General features: G+C 61.4%; 19 protein-coding genes. 9 read left to right on the plus strand and 10 right to left on the minus strand.

Annotated features, from left to right (window positions below):
- Positions 1-56: 56 nt before the first annotated feature.
- The 5 genes from purB to BM321_RS09895 all read right to left on the minus strand — a co-directional run bounded on the left by purB (position 57) and on the right by BM321_RS09895 (position 6,284).
- Positions 57-1,427: an adenylosuccinate lyase gene (gene purB, locus BM321_RS09875; protein ID WP_053123194.1), complete on the minus strand. Its 1,371-nt coding sequence runs from the start codon at positions 1,425-1,427 to the stop codon at positions 57-59.
- A 169-nt stretch (positions 1,428-1,596) separates the two neighbouring features.
- On the minus strand, positions 1,597-2,220 hold the full coding sequence (gene hflD, locus BM321_RS09880) for a high frequency lysogenization protein HflD (RefSeq protein ID WP_060741554.1): 624 nt from the start codon (positions 2,218-2,220) through the stop codon (positions 1,597-1,599).
- Positions 2,217-3,341, minus strand: coding sequence for a tRNA 2-thiouridine(34) synthase MnmA (gene mnmA, locus BM321_RS09885; RefSeq protein ID WP_072406814.1), 1,125 nt, complete (start codon positions 3,339-3,341; stop codon positions 2,217-2,219). Before mnmA ends, hflD begins: the two co-directional genes overlap by 4 nt.
- Positions 3,342-3,400: 59 nt before the next feature.
- Positions 3,401-3,847: an NUDIX hydrolase gene (locus BM321_RS09890; RefSeq protein ID WP_092442361.1), complete on the minus strand. Its 447-nt coding sequence runs from the start codon at positions 3,845-3,847 to the stop codon at positions 3,401-3,403.
- A 211-nt stretch (positions 3,848-4,058) separates the two neighbouring features.
- Positions 4,059-6,284 (minus strand): NADP-dependent isocitrate dehydrogenase, encoded by a 2,226-nt coding sequence (locus tag BM321_RS09895; RefSeq protein ID WP_092442362.1) that lies wholly within the window; start codon positions 6,282-6,284, stop codon positions 4,059-4,061.
- 482 nt (positions 6,285-6,766) lie between these two features.
- Between BM321_RS09895 and icd the strand changes: the two genes are divergently transcribed.
- On the plus strand, positions 6,767-8,023 hold the full coding sequence (gene icd, locus BM321_RS09905) for an NADP-dependent isocitrate dehydrogenase (RefSeq protein ID WP_060741560.1): 1,257 nt from the start codon (positions 6,767-6,769) through the stop codon (positions 8,021-8,023).
- A gap of 80 nt (positions 8,024-8,103) precedes the next feature.
- Here the strand turns inward: icd and BM321_RS09910 are convergent, their stop codons facing one another.
- On the minus strand, positions 8,104-8,379 hold the full coding sequence (locus BM321_RS09910) for a cold shock domain-containing protein (protein WP_092442363.1): 276 nt from the start codon (positions 8,377-8,379) through the stop codon (positions 8,104-8,106).
- Positions 8,380-8,606: 227 nt separating this feature from the next.
- On the opposite strand from BM321_RS09910, the gene clpS reads away from it, so the two are divergent.
- Together clpS and clpA are read left to right on the plus strand one after the other, a co-directional pair.
- Positions 8,607-8,969, plus strand: coding sequence for an ATP-dependent Clp protease adapter ClpS (gene clpS / locus BM321_RS09915; RefSeq protein ID WP_003180089.1), 363 nt, complete (start codon positions 8,607-8,609; stop codon positions 8,967-8,969).
- A gap of 29 nt (positions 8,970-8,998) precedes the next feature.
- Positions 8,999-11,269: an ATP-dependent Clp protease ATP-binding subunit ClpA gene (gene clpA, locus BM321_RS09920; protein WP_072406802.1), complete on the plus strand. Its 2,271-nt coding sequence runs from the start codon at positions 8,999-9,001 to the stop codon at positions 11,267-11,269.
- A 277-nt stretch (positions 11,270-11,546) separates the two neighbouring features.
- On the opposite strand, the gene infA is transcribed toward clpA, so the two are convergent.
- The 4 genes from infA to trxB all read right to left on the minus strand — a co-directional run bounded on the left by infA (position 11,547) and on the right by trxB (position 14,373).
- On the minus strand, positions 11,547-11,765 hold the full coding sequence (gene infA, locus BM321_RS09930; RefSeq protein WP_002553999.1) for a translation initiation factor IF-1: 219 nt from the start codon (positions 11,763-11,765) through the stop codon (positions 11,547-11,549).
- A 122-nt stretch (positions 11,766-11,887) separates the two neighbouring features.
- Positions 11,888-12,595, minus strand: a complete 708-nt coding sequence (locus BM321_RS09935) for an arginyltransferase (RefSeq protein WP_092167139.1) — start codon at positions 12,593-12,595, stop codon at positions 11,888-11,890.
- A gap of 57 nt (positions 12,596-12,652) precedes the next feature.
- A complete protein-coding gene (gene aat, locus BM321_RS09940) occupies positions 12,653-13,333 on the minus strand; it encodes a leucyl/phenylalanyl-tRNA--protein transferase (protein ID WP_092442365.1) in 681 nt (226 codons plus the stop codon).
- Positions 13,334-13,413: 80 nt separating this feature from the next.
- The gene (gene trxB, locus BM321_RS09945; RefSeq protein ID WP_092442366.1) at positions 13,414-14,373 is read right to left on the minus strand and encodes a thioredoxin-disulfide reductase; all 960 of its coding nucleotides are present in this window, start codon (positions 14,371-14,373) and stop codon (positions 13,414-13,416) included.
- A 261-nt stretch (positions 14,374-14,634) separates the two neighbouring features.
- Between trxB and BM321_RS09950 the strand changes: the two genes are divergently transcribed.
- The 6 genes from BM321_RS09950 (at position 14,635) to cysG (ending at position 22,254) form a co-directional block, all read left to right on the plus strand.
- Entirely contained in the window at positions 14,635-17,040 is a 2,406-nt protein-coding gene (locus BM321_RS09950) for a DNA translocase FtsK (protein ID WP_092442367.1), read from the plus strand.
- A gap of 58 nt (positions 17,041-17,098) precedes the next feature.
- Positions 17,099-17,722, plus strand: a complete 624-nt coding sequence (gene lolA / locus BM321_RS09955) for an outer membrane lipoprotein periplasmic chaperone LolA (RefSeq protein ID WP_092328216.1) — start codon at positions 17,099-17,101, stop codon at positions 17,720-17,722.
- A gap of 144 nt (positions 17,723-17,866) precedes the next feature.
- A complete protein-coding gene (locus tag BM321_RS09960) occupies positions 17,867-19,192 on the plus strand; it encodes a replication-associated recombination protein A (protein WP_092442368.1) in 1,326 nt (441 codons plus the stop codon).
- Complete coding sequence (gene crcB, locus BM321_RS09965) at positions 19,189-19,563, plus strand: fluoride efflux transporter CrcB (RefSeq protein WP_092442369.1); 375 nt, start codon at positions 19,189-19,191, stop codon at positions 19,561-19,563. The genes BM321_RS09960 and crcB overlap by 4 nt, the downstream gene beginning before the upstream one ends.
- 15 nt (positions 19,564-19,578) lie before the next feature.
- The gene (serS, locus tag BM321_RS09970) at positions 19,579-20,859 is read left to right on the plus strand and encodes a serine--tRNA ligase (RefSeq protein ID WP_092442370.1); all 1,281 of its coding nucleotides are present in this window, start codon (positions 19,579-19,581) and stop codon (positions 20,857-20,859) included.
- The gene (gene cysG / locus BM321_RS09975; protein WP_092442371.1) at positions 20,860-22,254 is read left to right on the plus strand and encodes a siroheme synthase CysG; all 1,395 of its coding nucleotides are present in this window, start codon (positions 20,860-20,862) and stop codon (positions 22,252-22,254) included.
- Positions 22,255-22,351 lie beyond the last annotated feature (97 nt).

The raw sequence follows: 22,351 nt of genomic DNA on the forward strand, positions 1-22,351 counted from the left end.
CAGACGCGAATAAAAACGCCCGGCGCGGCCGGGCGTCTCAAAGGTAAAGCCGTGGATCAGATGCGCTTGGCTTGCGCCGCCGCGTTGCCGATGTAGCTGGCCGGCGTGAGCTTCTTCAGCTCTGCCTTGGCCTCGGCAGGCATGTCCAGGCCATCGATGAAAGTCTGCAGCGCTTCAGGGCTGATGCCCTTGCCACGGGTCAGCTCTTTCAGCTTTTCATACGGGTTTTCGATGTTGTAGCGACGCATCACGGTCTGGATCGGCTCGGCCAGGACTTCCCAGCAAGCGTCGAGGTCGGCGGCGATCTTCTGCTCGTTCAGTTCCAGCTTGCTGATGCCCTTGAGGCTGGCTTCGTAGGCAATGACGCTGTGGGCAAAGCCCACGCCCAGGTTGCGCAGCACGGTGGAGTCGGTCAGGTCGCGCTGCCAGCGGGAGATCGGCAGTTTGCTCGCCAGGTGCTGGAACAGCGCGTTGGCGATGCCCAGGTTGCCTTCGGAGTTTTCGAAATCGATCGGGTTGACCTTGTGCGGCATGGTCGAAGAACCGATTTCGCCGGCAATGGTGCGCTGCTTGAAGTAGCCCAGGGAGATGTAGCCCCAGATGTCACGGTCGAAGTCGATCAGGATGGTATTGAAGCGCGCGATCGCATCGAACAGCTCGGCGATGTAGTCGTGCGGTTCGATCTGGGTGGTGTACGGGTTGAAGCTCAGGCCCAGCTCGTCTTCGATGAAGGCGCGGGCATTGGCTTCCCAGTCGATGTCCGGGTAGGCCGACAAGTGGGCGTTGTAGTTGCCCACGGCGCCGTTGATCTTGCCCAGCAGCGGCACGGCGGCCACTTGGGCGATCTGGCGCTCCAGGCGGTAGACCACGTTTGCCAGCTCCTTGCCCAAGGTGGTCGGCGAAGCCGGTTGACCGTGGGTACGCGACAGCATTGGCACGTCGGCGAAGCGGATCGCCAGTTCGCGGATGGCCTGGGCGGTCTGGCGCATCAGGGGCAGCATCACCTCATCGCGGCCTTCGCGCAGCATCAGGGCGTGGGACAGGTTGTTGATGTCCTCGCTGGTGCAGGCAAAGTGGATGAACTCGCTGACATTGGCCAGCTCCGGCAGCTTGGCCGCCTGCTCCTTGAGCAGGTATTCGATGGCCTTGACGTCGTGGTTGGTGGTGCGCTCGATTTCTTTGACGCGCTCGGCGTGCTCCAGCACAAAGTTTTCTGCCAGTGCGTTCAACACTGCGTTGGCTTCGGCGGAAAACGCCGGCACTTCGCCGATGGCAGGGTGGGCGGCCAGGCGCTGGAGCCAGCGCACTTCAACCAGGACGCGGGCACGGATCAGGCCGTACTCGCTGAAAATCGGGCGCAGGGCCTGGGTTTTGCCGGCGTAGCGGCCGTCAACAGGGGAAACCGCAGTGAGCGAAGAAAGCTGCATGGGGTGTTCTCGGACAGTCGGGCAACGAAATGGGGCGCGTATCATACATGAAAACAGGTGCCGGTCCGTCGCCAACTGACCGGCGTACTACGCGTAACAAGCTAAAACTGTTTATTACCTGTGGCGAGGGAGCAAGCGCCTTCGCCACAAAAAGGCAGGTCGAGGCGACTTATTCGTTGCGCATCAACGGGTAAAGCTCTTTCAGCAATTTGCGGCGGCTAATCACCAGTTGCCAGCGATGGCCACCCAACTGCCGCCAAAGTCGTGCCGAGCGAATCCCGGCCAGCAGCAGGGCGCGGATCTTCGAGGCATTGCTTGGCTGTTGCAGGTTGCGCATGTCGCCATGCACCTGGATGCGCTGGCGCAAGGTGCTCAAGGTGTCCTGGTACAGCGAACCGCAGGCCGCGACGACGTTTTCGTGAGCCGGGCCGAAGTGCTCGACCTGGGACTGGATCTGCGGCAGGCGTTTGCCGATGGTCTCCAGCAGGTCGTCGCGCTTGGCTAACTGGCGCTCGAGGCCCAGCATCGACAGGGCATAACGCAGCGGCTCGCGTTGCAAGGCGCTGGGGTCGCGCTCCAGGGCGCCGATCAGCGCACGATAGCCTTCGCGCAGGTTCAGGTCGTCGCCGCCATAGACTTCCAGGGTGTCCTTGGGGTCGCGAACCAGCAGGCTGCCGAGCATGCAGGCCACGCCCGCCTCGGTGGCCTGGCCGGTCTTGGCGATCCTGTCCACCAGCACGGCGGCGAGAAACACGCCACCCAATGCCGTCAGTTGTTCCTGGATTGGGTTCATGCCTGGCTGCTCCAGGGCTCTGCGACTTCGATCACGCCGCCGCCCAGGCAGATGTCGCCGTCGTAGAACACCACGGATTGGCCGGGTGTGACCGCTCGCTGCGGGTCATCGAAGGTGGCGCGATAGCCTGTGGCGGTTTTTTCCAGGGTGCAGGGCTGGTCGCTCTGGCGGTAGCGAACCTTGGCCGTCAGGCGGCGTGGTTCGCCGAGGTCGATCGGGTTGACCCAATAGATCTCGGAGGCGAGCAGGGCGCGGGAAAACAGCCAGGGATGGTCGTTGCCCTGGCCGACGATCAACTCGTTGTGCTCCAGGTCCTTGACCAGCACGTACCACGGCTCTTCCCCGGCATCTTTCAGCCCACCGATGCCCAGGCCCTGGCGCTGGCCGATGGTGTGGTACATCAGGCCATGGTGGCGGCCGATGACTTCGCCTTCGGTCGTCTTGATCTCGCCCGGCTGGGCTGGCAGGTATTGCTTGAGGAAGTCGCTGAAGCGGCGCTCGCCAATGAAGCAGATCCCGGTGGAGTCCTTCTTCTTGGCGGTGGCGAGCTGGTGTTTTTCAGCAATCGCGCGCACTTCGGGCTTTTCCAGTTCGCCTACCGGGAACAGGGTCTTGGCGATCTGCTCGCCGCCGACGGCATGCAGGAAGTAGCTCTGGTCCTTGTTCGGGTCCAGGCCCTTGAGCAGTTCGGTGCGGCCGTCGATGTCGCGGCGGCGCACGTAGTGGCCGGTGGCGATCAGGTCGGCGCCCAGCATCATGGCGTAGTCGAGGAACGCCTTGAACTTGATTTCGCGGTTGCAGAGGATGTCCGGGTTCGGCGTGCGACCGGCCTTGTATTCGGCCAGGAAGTGCTCGAACACGTTGTCCCAGTACTCGGCGGCGAAGTTGGCGGTGTGCAGCTTGATGCCGATCTTGTCGCACACGGCCTGGGCGTCCGCCAAGTCATCCATGGCGGTGCAATATTCGGTTCCGTCGTCTTCTTCCCAGTTCTTCATGAACAGGCCTTCCACCTCGTAACCCTGCTCGATCAGCAGAAGGGCGGAAACGGAAGAGTCCACGCCGCCGGACATGCCGACAATGACGCGCTTCTTGGGTGTGTCGGAAGGGGCTGGATCACGCATAGGGATTCAATGAGTGTCTTGAAAAAGGACGCGATTCTATCAGGCCCGGGCGCGCAAGGCTAAAGAGAAGGACGGATCAGCGTCAGACTGTGGCAATGGCCGGCCAGATAATCGTCGATGCAACGGATGATCAACTCGCTGCGCCAGTGCTCGCGCCGCTCGAGCAATTCGTCGCGGGTCAGCCATTTGGCGCCGAGGATGCCGTCGTCCAATTGATAATCGGGGTGGTGTTGCAAGGCCTTGGCGGCGAAACAGACGCGTTGGTAGGTCACACCGTTGCTGGGGGCGGTGTACAGGTAAATGCCTACCACGCTGGTGGGCTCGACGTCCCAGCCGGTTTCTTCCAGGGTTTCGCGCACGGCGGCCTCGATCAGCGTTTCATCGGGGTCCAGGTGACCGGCGGGCTGGTTGAGCACCGCGCGTCCGCCCTTGGATTCTTCCACCATCAGGAAGCGGCCGTTGTCCTCGACGATGGTGGCGACGGTGATGTGGGGTTGCCAGTCCATGGAGCTTTCCTCAATGTCAAATTTTGAACACGGACCCTGTGGGAGCGAGCTTGCTCGCGAAAGCGCTGGGTCAGTCAATAGAGATGTTGAATGATAAACCGCATTCGCGGGCAAGCCCGCTCCCACATTGGGTTCGTGTTTACATTGGAATTATTTGTCGGAAACACAAACCCCGGCACAAGGCCGGGGTTCGTGATGTTCCCTTACAACCTTACACCAGCGCAGCAATCGCCGCGTTGAAGGTGGCGCTCGGGCGCATGGCCTTGCTGGTCAGCTCGGGGTTGGCGAAGTAGTAACCGCCGATGTCCACGGGCTTGCCTTGCACGGCATTGAGTTCGGCAACGATCTTTTCTTCGTTGTCGGTCAATGTCTTGGCCAGGGAAGCGAACTGGGCCTTGAGGGCCGCGTCGTCATTCTGAGCGGCCAGTGCCTGGGCCCAGAACAGGGTCAGGTAGAAGTGGCTGCCGCGGTTGTCGATGCCGCCGACCTTGCGCGAAGGCGATTTGTTGCGGTCCAGGAACTCACCGGTGGCCTGGTCGAGGGTCTTGGCCAGCACCAGGGCTTTCGGGTTGTTGTAGGTCACGCCCAGGTGTTCGAGGGACGCGGCCAGGGCCAGGAACTCGCCCAGGGAATCCCAGCGCAGGAAGTTCTCTTCGAGCAACTGCTGAACGTGCTTGGGTGCCGAGCCGCCGGCGCCGGTTTCGAACAGGCCACCGCCGTTCATCAGCGGCACGATCGACAGCATCTTGGCGCTGGTGCCCAGTTCCATGATCGGAAACAGGTCGGTCAGGTAGTCACGCAGCACGTTGCCGGTCACCGAGATGGTGTCCTTGCCTTCGCGGGTGCGGCCCAGGGTGAACTTCATCGCGTCGACAGGCGACATGATGCGAATGTCCAGGCCGCTGGTGTCGTGGTCCTTCAGGTAGGTCTGGACTTTCTCGATGACGACGCCGTCGTGGGCGCGCATCGGGTCCAGCCAGAAGATCGCCGGGGTGCTGCTGGCGCGGGAACGGTTGACGGCCAGTTTGACCCAATCCTGGATCGGCGCGTCCTTGGTCTGGCACATGCGGAAGATGTCGCCAGCCTCGACGTTCTGCTCCAGCAAGGTACGACCGGTGCTGTCCGAAACGCGGACCACGCCGTTGGCCTTGATCTGGAAGGTCTTGTCGTGGGAGCCGTACTCTTCGGCTTTCTTGGCCATCAGGCCGACGTTCGGCACGCTGCCCATGGTGGTGGGGTCGAAGGCGCCGTGTTGCTTGCAGTCTTCGATCACCGCCTGGTAGATGGTGGCGTAGCAGCGATCCGGGATCACCGCCTTGGTGTCGTGCAGTTGGCCATCGGTGCCCCACATCTTGCCGGAGTCACGGATCATGGCCGGCATCGAGGCGTCGACGATCACGTCGCTCGGCACGTGCAGGTTGGTGATGCCTTTGTCGGAGTTGACCATCGCCAGGGATGGGCGCGCCGCGTAGACCGCCTGGATGTCGGCTTCGATCTGCGCCTGCTGCTCGGCCGGCAGGGCCTTGATGCGGGCGTACAGGTCGCCGATGCCGTTGTTCAGGTTGAAGCCGATCTGCTCCAGCACTTGTGCGTGCTTGGCCAGGGCGTCTTTATAGAACTCGGCAACGATCTGGCCGAACATGATCGGGTCGGAGACCTTCATCATGGTGGCCTTGAGGTGAACCGACAGCAGCACGCCTTTTTGCTTGGCGTCTTCGATTTCAGCGGCGATGAAGTCGCGCAGGGCGTTTTTGCTCATCACGGCGCAGTCGAGGATCTCACCGGCTTGTACGGTGGTTTTTTCCTTCAGGACAGTGGCAGTGCCGTCCTGGGCGATCAGCTCGATTTTCACACTGCCGGCGGCGTCGATCAGGGCGGCTTTTTCGCTGCCGTAGAAATCGCCGGTGCTCATGTGGGCTACGTGGGACTTGGAGTCCGCGGCCCAGGCGCCCATTTTGTGCGGGTGCTTGCGCGCGTAGTTCTTGACCGACAGCGGTGCGCGGCGGTCGGAGTTGCCTTCGCGCAGGACCGGGTTCACGGCGCTGCCCTTGACCTTGTCGTAACGGGCGCGAGCGTCTTTCTCGGCGTCGGTGGTCACGGTTTCCGGGTAGTCCGGCAGTGCGTACCCCTGGGCTTGCAATTCCTTGATCGCGGCCTGCAGTTGCGGCACCGAGGCGCTGATGTTCGGCAGCTTGATGATGTTGGCTTCAGGCGTAACGGCCAGGTCGCCCAGTTCGGCGAGGTGGTCGGCTACGGCTTTGTCACCCAGTTGCTCGGGGAAGCTGGCCAGGATGCGCCCTGCGAGGGAAATATCGCGGGTTTCCACGGCGATATCGGCCGAAGCGGTAAAGGCTTCGACGATCGGCAGCAGCGAATAGGTGGCGAGGGCAGGCGCTTCGTCGGTGAAGGTATAGATGATCTTCGAGCGGGTGGGCATATTCGGATTAACTCTCTTCTTTGCTAAAGCATGCGCAGAAACTCGAGGGGCGCCGGGTAAGCGCGTTCGTTCAAAGTCATCCGTGAACCGAATGTCGAGGTTTCTTCGCGGTGATGTTGGGTGCATCAGTCGAGCGTCAAGCGGTTGGGCCGCGGTAACGGTCCGGCTTTTAAATTGGCGGAAAGTCCTGTGATAGAGCCGTCAGCCGTCGTGACCCTATGGTCAGCGGCGGCATTATACATAGGTAGCTGGCGATCTGCCGATGGTTCATAGACTTCCGTACACGTCCATTGGTCTAAACGTCGCAGTACCCCTGGGGCGGACTATGCTCATGTTTGGCGCTTTTCCCTTGGTTTTCAGGGTTGTACGCGGCGAAGTGCAACGCTTTGCCGCCGATGGGCCTAACGTAGGGTTTGCGCGCCGATTCAACTGGGGTACGCTCGAACGCAGCCAGATGTTCAATCCAAGCAATGGAGTTCAGCATGGGGTATCAAAAGATTCAGGTTCCAGCCGTCGGTGACAAAATCACCGTCAATGCAGACCATTCTCTTAATGTTCCCGACAACCCGATCATCCCCTTCATCGAAGGCGACGGCATTGGCGTCGATATCAGTCCGGTCATGATCAAGGTTGTGGACGCTGCGGTTCAGAAGGCCTATGGCGGCAAGCGCAAGATTTCCTGGATGGAAGTCTATGCCGGTGAGAAAGCGACACAGGTCTATGACCAGGACACCTGGCTGCCCCAGGAAACCCTGGATGCGGTCAAGGACTACGTGGTTTCCATCAAGGGCCCGCTGACCACGCCGGTCGGTGGCGGTATCCGTTCGTTGAACGTAGCGCTGCGCCAGCAGCTCGACCTGTATGTCTGCCTGCGTCCGGTGCGCTGGTTCGAAGGTGTGCCAAGCCCGGTCAAGAAGCCTGGCGACGTGGACATGACGATCTTCCGCGAGAACTCCGAGGACATCTACGCGGGCATCGAGTGGAAAGCCGGCTCGCCCGAAGCCACCAAGGTCATCAAGTTCCTGAAAGAAGAAATGGGCGTGACCAAGATCCGTTTCGACGAGGATTGCGGCATCGGCGTCAAGCCGGTTTCCAAGCAGGGCACCAAGCGCCTGGCTCGCAAGGCCCTGCAATATGTGGTCGACAACGACCGCGATTCGCTGACCATCGTGCATAAAGGCAACATCATGAAGTTCACCGAAGGTGCCTTCAAGGAATGGGCCTACGAAGTGGCGGCCGAAGAGTTCGGCGCGACCCTGCTCGACGGCGGGCCGTGGATGCAGTTCAAGAACCCGCGGACCGGCAAGAACGTCATCGTCAAGGACGCCATCGCCGATGCGATGTTGCAGCAGATCCTGTTGCGTCCGGCCGAGTATGACGTGATCGCCACCCTGAACCTGAACGGTGACTACCTGTCCGACGCCCTGGCGGCGGAAGTGGGCGGTATCGGTATCGCGCCGGGCGCCAACCTGTCCGACACCGTGGCGATGTTCGAAGCCACCCACGGTACCGCGCCCAAGTATGCCGGCAAGGACCAGGTCAACCCGGGCTCGCTGATTCTGTCGGCGGAAATGATGCTGCGCCACATGGGTTGGACCGAAGCGGCCGACCTGATCATCAAGGGCACGAACGGCGCGATTTCGGCCAAGACCGTGACCTATGACTTCGAACGCCTGATGGAGGGCGCCAAGCTGGTATCGTCCTCGGGCTTCGGTGATGCCCTGATCTCGCACATGTAAGCGAATCGGCGCTCAGCGCGAATGCCCGGTTCGAGTGATCGAACCGGGCATTTTCATTCAGTCGGGGTGGCGACTGCCGGTCAATGGAGCTCGGTGACCCTGACAGTGACATTGACAGGGGCGGGCGCGTCTTCGGCGAGGACAACCTTGATGTTGATCGCGTGCAGGCCCTTGGGTCCCTGGATGACGTTGAATGTCACAGGCTGCCCGGCCTTCAGGGTCTTGTAGCCGTCCATCTCGATCGCCGAAAAATGGGCAAACAGGTCTCCAATATCCTTGCCGTCCGCAAGAATGAAACCGTAACCCTTGGCATTATTGAACCATTTCACCTTACCCTTCATCTTGACGACCGACATAACCCATTTCCCTCTGCAACGCACTCCATCACTGGAGTATCATCCAGTCCATCCGCAGGCTAATCTTGTTAACAGGATAGATTCCACGGACCTTTTTAACCCATGATGGGCTCTATTGGTTGTAACACCGTTTTCCCGATAGTCAAGGTGGCTCCGGTGGTCGTGGTTGAAATCGCCCACAAGCGCCCCCATCACTGTATTCGCCAACTAAACGAACCTTTCTTTCCATGCATGCAGTCAGCCAGATTCGACTAACATTCAATCAGGATCGCCCGGATCTACACGACGACGATTCCGCAGGCATTGCTGTTCAGGAAGCAAAGCCCGCATTACAGGCGCCACCGATGTACAAGGTGGTTTTGTTCAACGATGACTACACACCGATGGATTTCGTCGTCGAAGTGCTCGAGGTGTTTTTTAACCTGAATCGGGAGCTGGCGACCAAGGTCATGCTGGCCGTCCATACAGAGGGGCGGGCAGTATGTGGAGTGTTTACCCGCGACATCGCCGAGACGAAGGCCATGCAGGTCAACCAGTACGCCCGGGAAAGCCAGCATCCGCTACTCTGTGAAATCGAGAAGGACGGTTAACGCCGACCACTTGGGTATGAGGTGAAGCTATGTTAAACCGCGAGCTCGAAGTCACCCTCAATCTTGCCTTCAAGGAGGCTCGTTCGAAGCGTCATGAATTCATGACCGTCGAGCACCTGCTGCTGGCCCTATTGGATAACGAGGCTGCCGCCACCGTTTTGCGTGCCTGCGGCGCGAACCTCGATAAACTCAAGCATGATCTGCAGGAGTTCATCGACTCCACCACGCCATTGATCCCCGTGCATGACGAGGATCGTGAAACCCAGCCAACCCTGGGCTTCCAGCGTGTCCTGCAGCGTGCTGTCTTCCACGTACAGAGCTCGGGCAAGCGTGAAGTCACCGGCGCCAACGTGCTGGTTGCCATCTTCAGCGAGCAGGAAAGCCAGGCGGTGTTCCTGCTCAAGCAGCAGAGCGTTGCGCGTATCGATGTCGTCAACTACATCGCCCATGGCATCTCCAAGGTGCCGGGGCATGGCGATCATTCCGAGGGTGAGCAGGATATGCAGGACGACGAGGGCGGTGAGTCTTCTTCTTCAGGCAACCCATTGGATGCCTATGCCAGCAACCTGAACGAACTGGCGCGCCAGGGCCGGATCGATCCGCTGGTCGGGCGCGAGGCGGAAGTCGAGCGCGTGGCCCAGATCCTGGCCCGGCGGCGCAAGAACAACCCATTGCTGGTGGGCGAGGCAGGCGTGGGCAAGACCGCGATTGCCGAAGGCCTGGCCAAGCGCATCGTCGATAACCAGGTGCCGGACCTGCTGGCCAACAGCGTGGTGTACTCCCTCGACCTGGGTGCCTTGCTGGCCGGCACCAAATACCGCGGCGATTTCGAGAAGCGCTTCAAGGCGTTGCTCGGCGAACTGAAAAAACGTCCGCAGGCAATTCTGTTCATCGACGAAATCCACACCATTATCGGTGCCGGGGCGGCGTCGGGCGGGGTCATGGATGCGTCGAACCTGCTCAAGCCGCTGCTGTCGTCGGGCGATATCCGTTGCATCGGCTCGACCACGTTCCAGGAATTTCGCGGGATCTTCGAAAAAGACCGTGCCCTGGCCCGGCGTTTCCAGAAGGTCGATGTGTCGGAGCCTTCGGTGGAAGACACCATTGGCATCCTGCGCGGCCTGAAGGGTCGTTTCGAGCTGCACCACAACATCGAATACAGCGATGAAGCCTTGCGCGCGGCGGCTGAACTGGCCTCGCGCTACATCAACGACCGGCACATGCCGGACAAGGCCATCGACGTCATCGATGAAGCGGGTGCCTACCAGCGCCTGCAGCCCGTGGAGAAGCGCGTCAAGCGCATCGAAGTGCCTCAGGTCGAGGACATCGTGGCGAAAATCGCGCGTATTCCGCCCAAGCACGTCACCAGTTCCGACAAGGAACTGCTGCGTAACCTGGAGCGTGACCTGAAGCTGACGGTGTTCGGCCAGGATGCGGCCATCGACTCGCTGTCGACCGCCATCAAACTGTCCCGCGCCGGTCTCAAGTCACCGGACAAGCCGGTGGGCTCGTTCCTGTTCGCCGGTCCTACCGGGGTCGGCAAGACCGAGGCGGCGCGGCAGTTGGCCAAGGCGATGGGCATCGAGCTGGTGCGCTTCGACATGTCCGAGTACATGGAGCGCCATACCGTATCGCGTCTGATCGGTGCGCCTCCGGGCTATGTCGGTTTCGACCAGGGCGGCCTGTTGACCGAAGCCATCACCAAGCAACCGCACTGCGTATTGCTGCTCGACGAAATCGAGAAAGCGCATCCGGAAGTCTTCAACCTGCTCCTGCAGGTGATGGACCACGGTACGCTGACCGATAACAACGGGCGCAAGGCGGACTTCCGCAACGTGATCCTCATCATGACCACGAACGCCGGTGCCGAAACCGCAGCTCGCGCTTCGATCGGTTTCACCCATCAGGACCACTCGTCCGATGCGATGGAAGTGATAAAGAAGAGCTTCACGCCTGAATTCCGCAACCGCCTGGACACCATTATCCAGTTCGGTCGCCTCAGTCATGAAGTCATCAAGAGCGTGGTGGACAAGTTCCTTACCGAACTTCAGGCGCAGCTCGAAGACAAGCGTGTGTTGCTGGAGGTTACCGATGCGGCCCGCAGTTGGCTGGCCGAAGGTGGTTACGATGTGACGATGGGCGCGCGGCCGATGGCTCGCTTGATCCAGGACAAGATCAAGCGTCCGCTGGCGGAGGAGATCCTCTTTGGCGAGCTGGCCGAGCATGGCGGTGTGGTTCACATCGACATCAAGGATGGCGAACTGACCTTCGACTTCGAAACCACGGCCGAAATGGCCTGATCGTTGTGACTGCAACAAAGCAAAAGGCGCCGAAAGGCGCCTTTTTGCTGTTACTGGCTGTTGTGGGCATGGCACAAGATTGTGTTTCACCGCTAATCCCTTGTGGGAGCGAGCTTGCTCGCGATAGCGGCGGATCAGCTTGCATCAATGCCGAATGTACCGCCACCATCGCGAGCAAGCTCGCTCCCACAGGGGTGGCTGTGTGTTTCTGAAGATTGGGCAAGTCGCAGGCAAACAAAAACGCCCGGCATCTAGCCGGGCGTCTTGTATTGACTTGTTAGCGAGCGCGGTAAGTGATGCGCCCTTTGCTCAAGTCATAGGGCGTCAGCTCGACGCGCACTTTGTCACCGGTAAGAATACGAATGTAGTTCTTGCGCATCTTGCCGGAGATATGCGCGGTTACGACGTGCCCATTTTCCAACTCCACACGAAACATGGTGTTGGGCAGGGTGTCGACGACAGTGCCTTCCATTTCGAAGCTGTCTTCTTTCGACATGCAGTAAAGCCCTCGGTGTCCAGTGAATGGCCCGGTGCAACTGCGCCAGGCAAAAGCGGCGTGCATTGTGCCCGAAAAAGGGGGTTCAAGCCAAGGGGTTCTAGCTTTTAAGCCAAAGGCTTCTAACTCAGGACGACCCACCGCTGGTTAATCAGCAATTCGATAGGCCGATATTGGGTCTTGTAGTTCATTTTCTTGCAGTTCTTGATCCAGTAGCCCAAGTACACCGCTTCCAGCCCCAGGCGCCGGGCTTCGTTGATTTGCCAGAGAATGGCGAAGCGCCCCAGGCTGCGCCGTTCTTCTTGCGGCTCATAGAAGGTGTAGACCGCTGAAAGGCCGTTGGGCAGCAGGTCCGTGACAGCGATGGCGACCAGTCGCCCCTCCAGCCGGAACTCATAGAAGCGGGAAAACGGCAGGTCACGCACCAGGAAGGTCGAGAACTGATCCCGGCTGGGCGGGTACATGTCGCCATCGGCATGGCGTTGTTCGATGTAGCGTTGGTACAGGTCGAAGTATTCCTCGGTGAACTGCGGCTTGGCCGGGCGGACCTGAAGGTCGGCGTTGCGCTTGAAAATGCGTTTCTGCTGGCGATTGGGTAAAAATTGCGCCACGGGAATGCGCGCCGGGACGCAAGCGTTGCAATGCTGGCAATGGGGCCGATAGAGGTGATCGCCACTACGACGGAAGCCCATTTCCGACAGGTCTGCGTAGACATGCACATCCATGGGCTGGCTAGGGTCGAGGAACAGCGTCGTGGCCTGCTCCTCCGGCAGGTAACTGCAAGAGTGGGGCTGAGTGGCATAGAACTTCAAGCGCGCCAACTCGGTCATGATCGGCCCTCGGAATAAGCTTTGGATTTAATTGTAAGCCAGGAGCGCGAATGTCGCTCAGCAAACCCATGTTGCCTGGTTGGGCAGGTCCAGATGTGCGTTTAGATAGCCCGCAAATTCGCTGCGTGGAATCGACCGAGCGCCCAGGCTGTGCAGGTGTTCGGTGGGCATCTGACAGTCGATCAGCACGAAACCGGCGGCCTTGAGGTGTTGGACCAGGGTGGCGAAGCCGAATTTCGACGCATTGTCGGCCCGGCTGAACATGGACTCGCCAAAAAACAACTGGCCCATGGCCAAGCCATACAGGCCGCCCACCAGCCTCCCCTGATCCCAGACTTCGACCGAATGAGCGAAACCGCGTCGGTGCAGTTCCCGATAAGCGGTTTGCATGGCGTCGGTGATCCAGGTGCCCTCGGCATAGTCTCGCGGCGCCGCGCAGGCCTGGATGACCGCGGCAAAATCCCGATCGAACGTCACTTCATAGCGCTGCTTGCGCAACAGTTTGCCCAAGCTGCGGGATATGTGCAGTTCGTCGGGGAACAACACCGTGCGTGGATCCGGCGACCACCACAGGATCGGTTGCCCCTCGGAAAACCATGGGAAGCAGCCGTGGCGGTAGGCCTGGATCAACCGGTCGGCGGATAGATCGCCACCGGCGGCCAATAATCCGTTGGGATCGCGCATGGCTTTTGCCAGTGGCGGAAATTCGAGGCTGTTGCGTTGTAACCAGGTCAGCATGGGTGTCCGGCTTTGTAGAAGGGGAGGGCGGCAGATGCGGGGCTCGCCCGTCAGCGAGCACCCGCCTGGAAGGTTAACCGTCAAACGGCAGGGATGTCATCGAGATACTTCTCCGCGTCGAGTGCGGCCATGCAGCCGGCGCCGGCGGAGGTAATCGCCTGGCGATAGACATGGTCGGCCACGTCGCCTGCGGCGAATACGCCTTCGATATCGGTCGCGGTGGCGTTGCCTTCGCTGCCGCCGCGCACGAGCAGGTAGCCGTCGCGCATCGTCAACTGGCCCTGGAACAGATCGGTATTGGGTTTATGGCCGATGGCGATGAATACCCCGGCGAGGGACAAGGTGCTGGTTTCGCCGGTCTCGCTGTGCCGCAGGCGCGCGCCGGTCACGCCGCTGGCGTCGCCCAGGACTTCATCCAGGTTCTGGTTCCAGTGCAGCTTGATATTGCCGCTGGTAGCCTTTTCGAAGAGTTTGTCCTGGAGGATTTTCTCGGCGCGCAGCTTGTCACGACGGTGGATCAGGTGCACTTCCCTGGCGATGTTCGACAGGTACAGGGCTTCCTCGACCGCGGTATTGCCGCCGCCGACGACCGCTACCACCTGGTTGCGATAGAAAAAGCCATCGCACGTCGCGCACGCCGAAACCCCTTTGCCGGCGAAGCTTTCTTCCGAGGGCAGCCCCAGGTACTGGGCCGAAGCGCCGGTGGCAATGATCAGCGCATCACAGGTGTAGATGCCGCTGTCGCCGATCAATTCGAAGGGGCGCTGCTGCAACTTGGCGGTGTGGATATGGTCGTAGACGATCTGCGTGTCGAAACGCTCGGCGTGCCGTTGCATGCGCTCCATCAGTACCGGGCCGGTCAGGCCTTCGACATCGCCGGGCCAGTTATCGACTTCCACGGTGGTGGTGAGCTGGCCACCGGCCTGCAGGCCAGTAATGACAACGGGTTTGAGGTTGGCGCGGGCGGCATAGACAGCCGCGCTGTACCCCGCAGGGCCGGAACCCAGAATGATCAGGCGTGAATGCTTCGCTTCGCTCATAAAAACACCTCATAAGCCTTTGTCACAAAAGAGAATGCATGGTCCAATTGGCGCAGACAAACCCGTACAATGCCTGGGTTTTGAACGCGGGGCGGGCTAAAGATCAAAATTTTCGGCCACGCCTGCAGTTTTCTGGATGCACCTCACAGTGGTAAAAGTAGTACCGGTTGTGCACATTCACTTTTTTACCTGCTCGTCATGGGCAGTTTTTTATAGTCATTCATCAGATGGACGCGCCATTGGCGCAGGAAAAGAAGCGTTTTGAAGAAATCCACCGCAGCACCCAAACCAGTCGTTCCGCTCTGGCGCCAGCAACTGCACTACCGGCTCAAGGAAGGTGCATTGATCGCCATCGGCGCCCTGTGCCTGTTCCTGATGATGGCCCTGCTGACCTACGGCAAGGACGATCCGGGCTGGAGCCATAACAGCAAGATCGAGGACGTGCAGAATTTCGGCGGTCCGGCCGGTTCCTACAGCGCCGACATCCTGTTCATGGTGCTGGGCTATTTCGCCTACATTTTCCCGTTGCTGCTGGCGATCAAGGCCTACCAGATCTTCCGCCAGCGCCACGAGCCGTGGCAGTGGAGCGGCTGGCTGTTCTCCTGGCGCCTGATCGGCCTGGTGTTCCTGGTGTTGTCGGGGGCCGCGCTGGCCCATATCCATTTCCATACGCCCACCGGTTTGCCGGCCGGGGCGGGTGGCGCGCTGGGGGAAAGCCTCGGCGACCTGGCCAGGAACGCCCTGAACATCCAGGGCAGTACATTGTTGTTCATCGCCCTGTTCCTGTTTGGCCTGACGGTATTCACCGACCTGTCCTGGTTCAAGGTCATGGACGTCACCGGCAAGATCACCCTCGACCTGATCGAACTGATCCAGGGCGCCGTCAACCGCTGGTGGGCGGCGCGCACCGAGCGCAAGCAGCTGGTGGCGCAATTGCGTGAAGTCGACGACCGCGTCCACGACGTGGTGGCCCCGACGACGCCGGACAAGCGTGAGCAGGCCAAGGTCAAGGAACGCCTGATCGAGCGTGAACAGGCCTTGAGCAAGCACATGTCCGAGCGCGAAAAACAGGTGCCGCCGGTCATCACCATGGCCCCGGCCAAGCCGCCGGAGCAGAGCAAGCGGGTGCAGAAAGAGAAACAGGCGCCGCTGTTCGTCGACAGTGCGGTGGAAGGTACCTTGCCGCCGATCTCGATCCTGGACCCAGCGGAAAAGAAACAGCTCAATTATTCCCCCGAATCCCTGGCGGCCGTCGGCCACCTGCTGGAGATCAAGCTCAAGGAGTTCGGGGTCGAGGTGTCGGTGGATTCGATCCATCCGGGCCCGGTGATTACCCGCTACGAAATCCAGCCGGCCGCCGGCGTGAAGGTCAGCCGCATCGCCAACCTGGCGAAGGATCTGGCGCGTTCCCTGGCCGTGACCAGCGTGCGGGTGGTGGAAGTGATTCCCGGCAAGACCACCGTGGGCATCGAGATTCCCAACGAAGACCGGCAGATCGTGCGTTTCTCCGAGGTGCTGTCGACGCCTGAGTATGACAACCACAAGTCGCCGGTCACCCTGGCCCTGGGCCACGACATCGGCGGCAAGCCGGTCATCACCGACCTGGCGAAGATGCCCCACCTGCTGGTGGCCGGTACCACCGGTTCCGGTAAGTCGGTGGGCGTGAACGCGATGATCCTGTCGATTCTGTTCAAGTCCGGCCCGGAAGACGCCAAGCTGATCATGATCGACCCGAAAATGCTCGAACTGTCGATCTACGAGGGCATTCCGCACTTGCTGTGCCCGGTGGTCACCGACATGAAGGACGCCGCCAACGCCCTGCGCTGGAGCGTCGCCGAGATGGAGCGCCGCTACAAGCTGATGGCGAAGATGGGCGTGCGCAACCTCTCGGGCTTCAACGCCAAGGTCAAGGAGGCCGAAGAGGCCGGGACGCCATTGAGCGACCCGTTGTATCACCGCGAGAGCATCCACGACGAAGCGCCGCTGCTGCACAAGCTGCCGACCATCGTGGTGGTGGTGGACGAATTCGCCGACATGATGATGATCGTCGGCAAGAAGGTCGAAGAACTGATCGCCCGTATCGCCCAGAAGGCCCGTGCGGCCGGTATCCACCTGATCCTCGCCACGCAGCGGCCGTCGGTGGACGTGATCACCGGCCTGATCAAGGCCAACATCCCGACCCGCATGGCGTTCCAGGTATCGAGCAAGATCGACTCGCGGACCATCATCGACCAGGGTGGCGCCGAGCAGTTGCTGGGGCATGGTGACATGCTCTACATGCCGCCGGGCACCAGCCTGCCGATTCGTGTGCACGGTGCGTTCGTTTCCGATGACGAAGTGCACCGCGTGGTGGAAGCCTGGAAGTTGCGTGGCGCCCCTGAATACAACGACGACATCCTCAACGGTGTCGAAGAAGCCGGCAGCGGTTTCGAGGGCAGCAGTGGCGGCGGTGACGACGACGCTGAAACCGATGCGCTCTATGACGAAGCGGTGCAGTTCGTCCTGGAGAGCCGCCGGGCCTCCATTTCCGCCGTCCAGCGCAAGCTGAAGATTGGCTACAACCGCGCCGCCCGCATGATCGAAGCCATGGAAATGGCCGGGGTGGTGACGGCCATGAACACCAACGGTTCGCGCGAAGTGCTGGCGCCGGGCCCGATGCGCGACTAATGACCCGGGCGGCCTGCCAAAGCGCCGCTCGAACCCCCACGACTTCATGAGGACTCCCATGCGCCTGATTCGCATGTTGCTGTTGCCCGTACTGGCCTTGTCTACCTTGTCGGCCCACGCCGGCGAAAAGGACGTGGCTCGCCTGACCCAATTGTTGGAAACATCCAAGACGCTGACCGCGCGCTTTTCCCAACTGACCCTGGATGGCAGCGGCACCCAACTGCAGGAAACCGCCGGTGACATGGCCCTGCAGCGTCCGGGCCTGTTCTACTGGCACACCGATGCGCCGGCCGAGCAACTGATGGTGTCCGATGGCAAGAAAGTCTCGCTGTGGGACCCGGACCTGGAACAGGTGACCATCAAGACCCTCGACCAGCGCCTGACCCAGACGCCGGCCTTGCTGCTGTCGGGTGACATTTCCAAGATCAGCCAGAGCTTCGACATCACCTCCAAGGAAGCCGGTGGGGTGATCGACTTCACCCTCAAGCCCAAGACCAAGGACAGCCTGTTCGATAGCCTGCGCCTGTCGTTCCGTAACGGCCTGGTCAACGACATGCAACTGATCGACAGTGTTGGCCAGCGCACCAATATCCTGTTCACCGGGGTCAAGGCCAACGAGTCGATCGCCGCGTCCAAGTTCAAATTCGACATCCCCAAGGGTGCCGATGTGATCCAGGAATAAGACGCCTACCCTGTGGGAGCGGGCTTGCTCGCGAATGCGGTATCGCATTCAGCATCAGTGTTGACTGACACACCGCATTCGCGAGCAAGCCCGCTCCCACCAGGTGATCTGCATCAGCCCCCAGCGGAGGTTTTGTAAGTAATCATGGACCTGTTTCGAAGCGCCCCGATTGCCCAGCCACTGGCGGCTCGCCTGCGCGCGACCAACCTGGATGAGTACGTCGGCCAGGAACATGTGCTCGCCCGCGGCAAGCCTCTGCGCGAGGCCCTGGAGCAGGGCGCGCTGCACTCGATGATCTTCTGGGGGCCGCCGGGCGTGGGCAAGACCACCCTGGCGCGGCTGCTGGCGGAAGTCTCGGACGCTCACTTTGAAACGGTGTCGGCAGTGCTGGCCGGGGTCAAGGAAATCCGCCAGGCGGTGGAAGTGGCCAAGCAGCAGGCTGGGCAGTACGGCAAGCGCACGATCCTGTTCGTCGACGAAGTGCACCGGTTCAACAAGTCCCAGCAGGACGCATTCCTGCCCTACGTGGAAGACGGCACGCTGATTTTTATCGGTGCCACCACCGAAAACCCTTCGTTCGAACTCAACAACGCGTTGCTCTCGCGGGCACGGGTCTATGTGCTTAAGAGCCTCGACGAGACGGCGATGCGCAAGCTGGTGCATCGGGCGCTGACCGAGGAGCGCGGCCTGGGCAAGCGGCATTTGAGCCTCAGCGATGAAGGCTTCCAGATCCTGTTTTCAGCCGCCGATGGCGATGGCCGGCGCTTGCTCAACCTGCTGGAAAACGCCTCGGACCTGGCCGAAGACGACAGCGAGATTGGCGTCGAGCTGCTGCAAAGCCTGCTGGGCGATACCCGGCGGCGCTTCGATAAGGGCGGCGAAGCGTTCTACGACCAGATTTCGGCGCTGCACAAATCCATTCGCGGTTCCAACCCCGACGCGGCCCTGTACTGGTTTGCGCGCATGATCGACGGCGGTTGCGATCCGCTGTACCTGGCGCGGCGCGTCGTGCGCATGGCCAGCGAAGACATCGGCAATGCCGATCCCCGGGCCCTGAGCCTGTGCCTGGCGGCATGGGACGTGCAGGAGCGCCTCGGCAGCCCAGAAGGTGAACTCGCCGTGGCCCAGGCCATCACGTACCTGGCCTGTGCGCCGAAGAGCAACGCCGTGTACATGGGCTTCAAGGCGGCGATGCGCAGCGCCACCGAGCACGGCTCCCTCGAAGTGCCGCTGCACCTGCGCAACGCGCCGACCAAGCTCATGAAGCAACTGGGCTATGGCGAAGAATACCGTTATGCCCATGACGAGCCGGACGCCTATGCCGCCGGCGAAGATTATTTTCCCGATGAACTCGAACCCCAGCGCTTCTACCAGCCAGTACCGCGGGGCCTTGAACTGAAGATCGGCGAGAAGCTCAACCACCTGGCACAACTGGATCGCCTGAGTCCACGACAGCGGAGAAAATCTTGATCCCCCTGATACTTGCCGTTTCCGCTGGCGGCATCGCCGGCACGTTGTTGCGTTTCGCCACGGGCAACTGGATCAACGCAAATTGGCCCCGGCACTTCTATACCGCGACGCTGGCCGTTAATATCGTGGGCTGTCTGCTGATCGGCGTTCTATACGGTCTGTTTTTGATTCGCCCGGAAGTGCCCATCGAGGTGCGGGCCGGGCTGATGGTTGGCTTTCTCGGCGGCCTGACGACTTTTTCATCCTTTTCACTGGATACGGTGCGCCTGCTGGAAAGCGGGCAGGTGCCGCTGGCCCTGGGCTATGCGGCCATCAGCGTATTCGGCGGGCTGCTCGCCACCTGGGCCGGCCTGTCCTTGACCAAACTTTGATAACGAGAGACCGACATGCTCGATTCCAAACTGTTACGTAGCAACCTCCAGGACGTAGCGGACCGCCTGGCTTCCCGTGGCTTTGCCCTGGACGTCGCGCGCATCGAAGCGCTGGAAGAACAGCGCAAGACCGTCCAGACCCGCACCGAGGCCCTGCAGGCTGAACGTAACGCGCGCTCCAAGTCCATCGGCCAGGCCAAGCAGCGTGGCGAAGACATCGCGCCGCTGATGGCCGATGTCGAGCGCATGGCGGGTGAATTGAGCGCGGGCAAGGTCGAGTTGGACGCGATCCAGACCGAGTTGGATTCGATCCTGCTGGGCATCCCGAACCTGCCGCACGAATCGGTGCCGGTCGGTGAAGACGAAGACGGCAACGTCGAAGTGCGCCGTTGGGGCACGCCGACATCCTTCGATTTCCCAGTGCAGGACCACGTGGCCCTGGGCGAGAAATTCGGCTGGCTGGACTTCGAAACCGCCGCCAAGCTGTCGGGCGCCCGTTTCGCCTTGCTGCGCGGGCCGATCGCGCGTCTGCATCGGGCCCTGGCGCAGTTCATGATCAACCTGCACGTCACCGAACACGGCTACGAAGAAGCCTACACCCCGTACCTGGTCCAGGCCCCGGCGCTGCAGGGCACCGGTCAGTTGCCGAAGTTCGAGGAAGACCTGTTCAAGATCAGCCGCGATGGCGAGGCCGACTTGTACCTGATCCCGACCGCCGAAGTGTCGCTGACCAACATCGTGGCCGGCGAGATCGTCGACGCCAAGCAACTGCCGATCAAATTCGTCGCCCACACGCCGTGCTTCCGCAGTGAAGCCGGGGCGTCGGGCCGTGATACCCGCGGCATGATCCGCCAGCACCAGTTCGACAAGGTCGAGATGGTCCAGATTGTCGAGCCGTCGAAATCCATGGAAGCGCTGGAGAGCCTGACCGCCAACGCCGAGAAGGTCCTGCAACTGCTGGAACTGCCGTATCGCACCCTGGCGCTGTGCACCGGCGATATGGGCTTCAGCGCGGTCAAGACCTACGACCTGGAAGTCTGGATTCCGAGCCAGGACAAATACCGCGAGATTTCGTCGTGCTCCAACTGCGGCGACTTCCAGGCCCGCCGCATGCAAGCGCGTTTCCGCAACCCGGAAACCGGCAAGCCGGAACTGGTCCATACCCTCAATGGCTCCGGTCTGGCGGTGGGGCGTACCCTGGTGGCGGTGCTGGAGAATTACCAGCAGGCCGACGGTTCGATCCGTGTGCCCGAGGTATTGAAACCTTACATGGGCGGCATCGAGGTCATCGGCTAAATGGACTATTTGCCACTGTTCCACAACCTGCGCGGCAGCCGCGTGCTGGTGGTCGGCGGCGGGGAGATTGCCTTGCGCAAGTCCCGCCTGCTGGCCGATGCCGGCGCGTTGCTGCGGGTGGTCGCACCCGACATCGAACCACAGTTGCGGGATCTGGTCAGTGGCAGCGGCGGCGAGTGTGTCCAGCGCGGTTACCTTGAGTCGGATCTGGACGGTTGCGGGCTGATCATTGCCGCCACCGACGACGAACCGCTCAATGCCCAGGTCTCGGCCGACGCCCATAAGCGTTGCGTGCCGGTCAACGTGGTGGACGCGCCGGCCCTGTGCAGCGTGATCTTCCCGGCGATCGTCGACCGCTCGCCCTTGGTGATCGCGGTGTCCAGTGGCGGCGACGCGCCGGTGTTGGCGCGACTGATCCGGGCCAAGCTGGAAACCTGGATTCCCTCGACCTATGGGCAGTTGGCCGGGCTGGCGGCGCGTTTTCGCAATCCGGTCAAGCAACTGTTTCCCGATGTCCAGCAGCGCCGGGCGTTCTGGGAAGAAGTGTTCCAAGGCCCTATCGCCGACCGCCAACTGGCCGGGCAGGGGGGTGAAGCCGAGCGCTTGCTGCGGGAAAAGATCGACGGCCAGGCGCCGAACGCGCCGGGCGAAGTCTATCTGGTGGGGGCCGGGCCGGGTGATCCGGACCTGTTGACCTTCCGCGCCTTGCGTTTGATGCAGCAGGCGGATGTGGTGCTGTACGACCGCCTGGTGGCGCCGGCGATCCTCGAACTGTGCCGGCGCGACGCCGAGCGCATCTACGTTGGCAAGCGCCGCGCCGAACACGCCGTGCCCCAGGACCAGATCAACCAGCAATTGGTCGACCTGGCCCGCCAGGGCAAGCGCGTGGTGCGGTTGAAGGGCGGTGATCCATTCATCTTCGGCCGTGGTGGCGAGGAGATCGAAGAGCTGGCGGCCCATGGCATCCCGTTCCAGGTCGTCCCGGGCATCACCGCCGCCAGTGGTTGTGCGGCCTACGCCGGGATCCCGCTGACCCACCGCGACTACGCCCAATCGGTGCGTTTCATCACCGGCCATCTCAAGGACGGCACCAGCGACTTGCCATGGGCCGACCTGGTGTCGCCGGCGCAGACGCTGGTGTTCTACATGGGCTTGGTCGGCCTGCCGATGATCTGCGACGAGTTGATCAAGCACGGTCGCGCGGCGGATACGCCGGCGGCGTTGATCCAGCAGGGCACCACGTCGAACCAGCGGGTCTTTACCGGTACTTTGGCGGACTTGCCACGGCTGGTGGCCGAGCATGAGGTGCATGCGCCGACGCTGGTGATCGTTGGGGAAGTGGTGCAGTTGCGCGAGAAACTGGCCTGGTTTGAAGGGGCTCAGGGGCAGGTCTAGAGACCGCGTCGCCCCGATCGCGAGCAAGCTCGCTCCCACAGGGATATTTGGCACATCGAAGATCCAGTGTGGGAGCGAGCTTGCTCGCGATGAGGCC

Source organism: Pseudomonas sp. NFIX10, from assembly GCF_900111955.1.
Lineage (GTDB): Bacteria > Pseudomonadota > Gammaproteobacteria > Pseudomonadales > Pseudomonadaceae > Aquipseudomonas > Aquipseudomonas fluorescens_AA.

What these genes read in the sequence shown, in the direction of transcription:
- purB (WP_053123194.1), bottom strand. Translation starts at nt 1,427, where the DNA reads ATGCAGCTTTCTTCGCTCACTGCGGTTTCCCCTGTTGACGGCCGCTAC.
- hflD (WP_060741554.1), bottom strand. Translation starts at nt 2,220, where the DNA reads ATGAACCCAATCCAGGAACAACTGACGGCATTGGGTGGCGTGTTTCTC.
- mnmA (WP_072406814.1), bottom strand. Translation starts at nt 3,341, where the DNA reads ATGCGTGATCCAGCCCCTTCCGACACACCCAAGAAGCGCGTCATTGTC.
- BM321_RS09890 (WP_092442361.1), bottom strand. Translation starts at nt 3,847, where the DNA reads ATGGACTGGCAACCCCACATCACCGTCGCCACCATCGTCGAGGACAAC.
- BM321_RS09895 (WP_092442362.1), bottom strand. Translation starts at nt 6,284, where the DNA reads ATGCCCACCCGCTCGAAGATCATCTATACCTTCACCGACGAAGCGCCT.
- icd (WP_060741560.1), top strand. Translation starts at nt 6,767, where the DNA reads ATGGGGTATCAAAAGATTCAGGTTCCAGCCGTCGGTGACAAAATCACC.
- BM321_RS09910 (WP_092442363.1), bottom strand. Translation starts at nt 8,379, where the DNA reads ATGTCGGTCGTCAAGATGAAGGGTAAGGTGAAATGGTTCAATAATGCC.
- clpS (WP_003180089.1), top strand. Translation starts at nt 8,607, where the DNA reads ATGCATGCAGTCAGCCAGATTCGACTAACATTCAATCAGGATCGCCCG.
- clpA (WP_072406802.1), top strand. Translation starts at nt 8,999, where the DNA reads ATGTTAAACCGCGAGCTCGAAGTCACCCTCAATCTTGCCTTCAAGGAG.
- infA (WP_002553999.1), bottom strand. Translation starts at nt 11,765, where the DNA reads ATGTCGAAAGAAGACAGCTTCGAAATGGAAGGCACTGTCGTCGACACC.
- BM321_RS09935 (WP_092167139.1), bottom strand. Translation starts at nt 12,595, where the DNA reads ATGACCGAGTTGGCGCGCTTGAAGTTCTATGCCACTCAGCCCCACTCT.
- aat (WP_092442365.1), bottom strand. Translation starts at nt 13,333, where the DNA reads ATGCTGACCTGGTTACAACGCAACAGCCTCGAATTTCCGCCACTGGCA.
- trxB (WP_092442366.1), bottom strand. Translation starts at nt 14,373, where the DNA reads ATGAGCGAAGCGAAGCATTCACGCCTGATCATTCTGGGTTCCGGCCCT.
- lolA (WP_092328216.1), top strand. Translation starts at nt 17,099, where the DNA reads ATGCGCCTGATTCGCATGTTGCTGTTGCCCGTACTGGCCTTGTCTACC.
- BM321_RS09960 (WP_092442368.1), top strand. Translation starts at nt 17,867, where the DNA reads ATGGACCTGTTTCGAAGCGCCCCGATTGCCCAGCCACTGGCGGCTCGC.
- serS (WP_092442370.1), top strand. Translation starts at nt 19,579, where the DNA reads ATGCTCGATTCCAAACTGTTACGTAGCAACCTCCAGGACGTAGCGGAC.
- cysG (WP_092442371.1), top strand. Translation starts at nt 20,860, where the DNA reads ATGGACTATTTGCCACTGTTCCACAACCTGCGCGGCAGCCGCGTGCTG.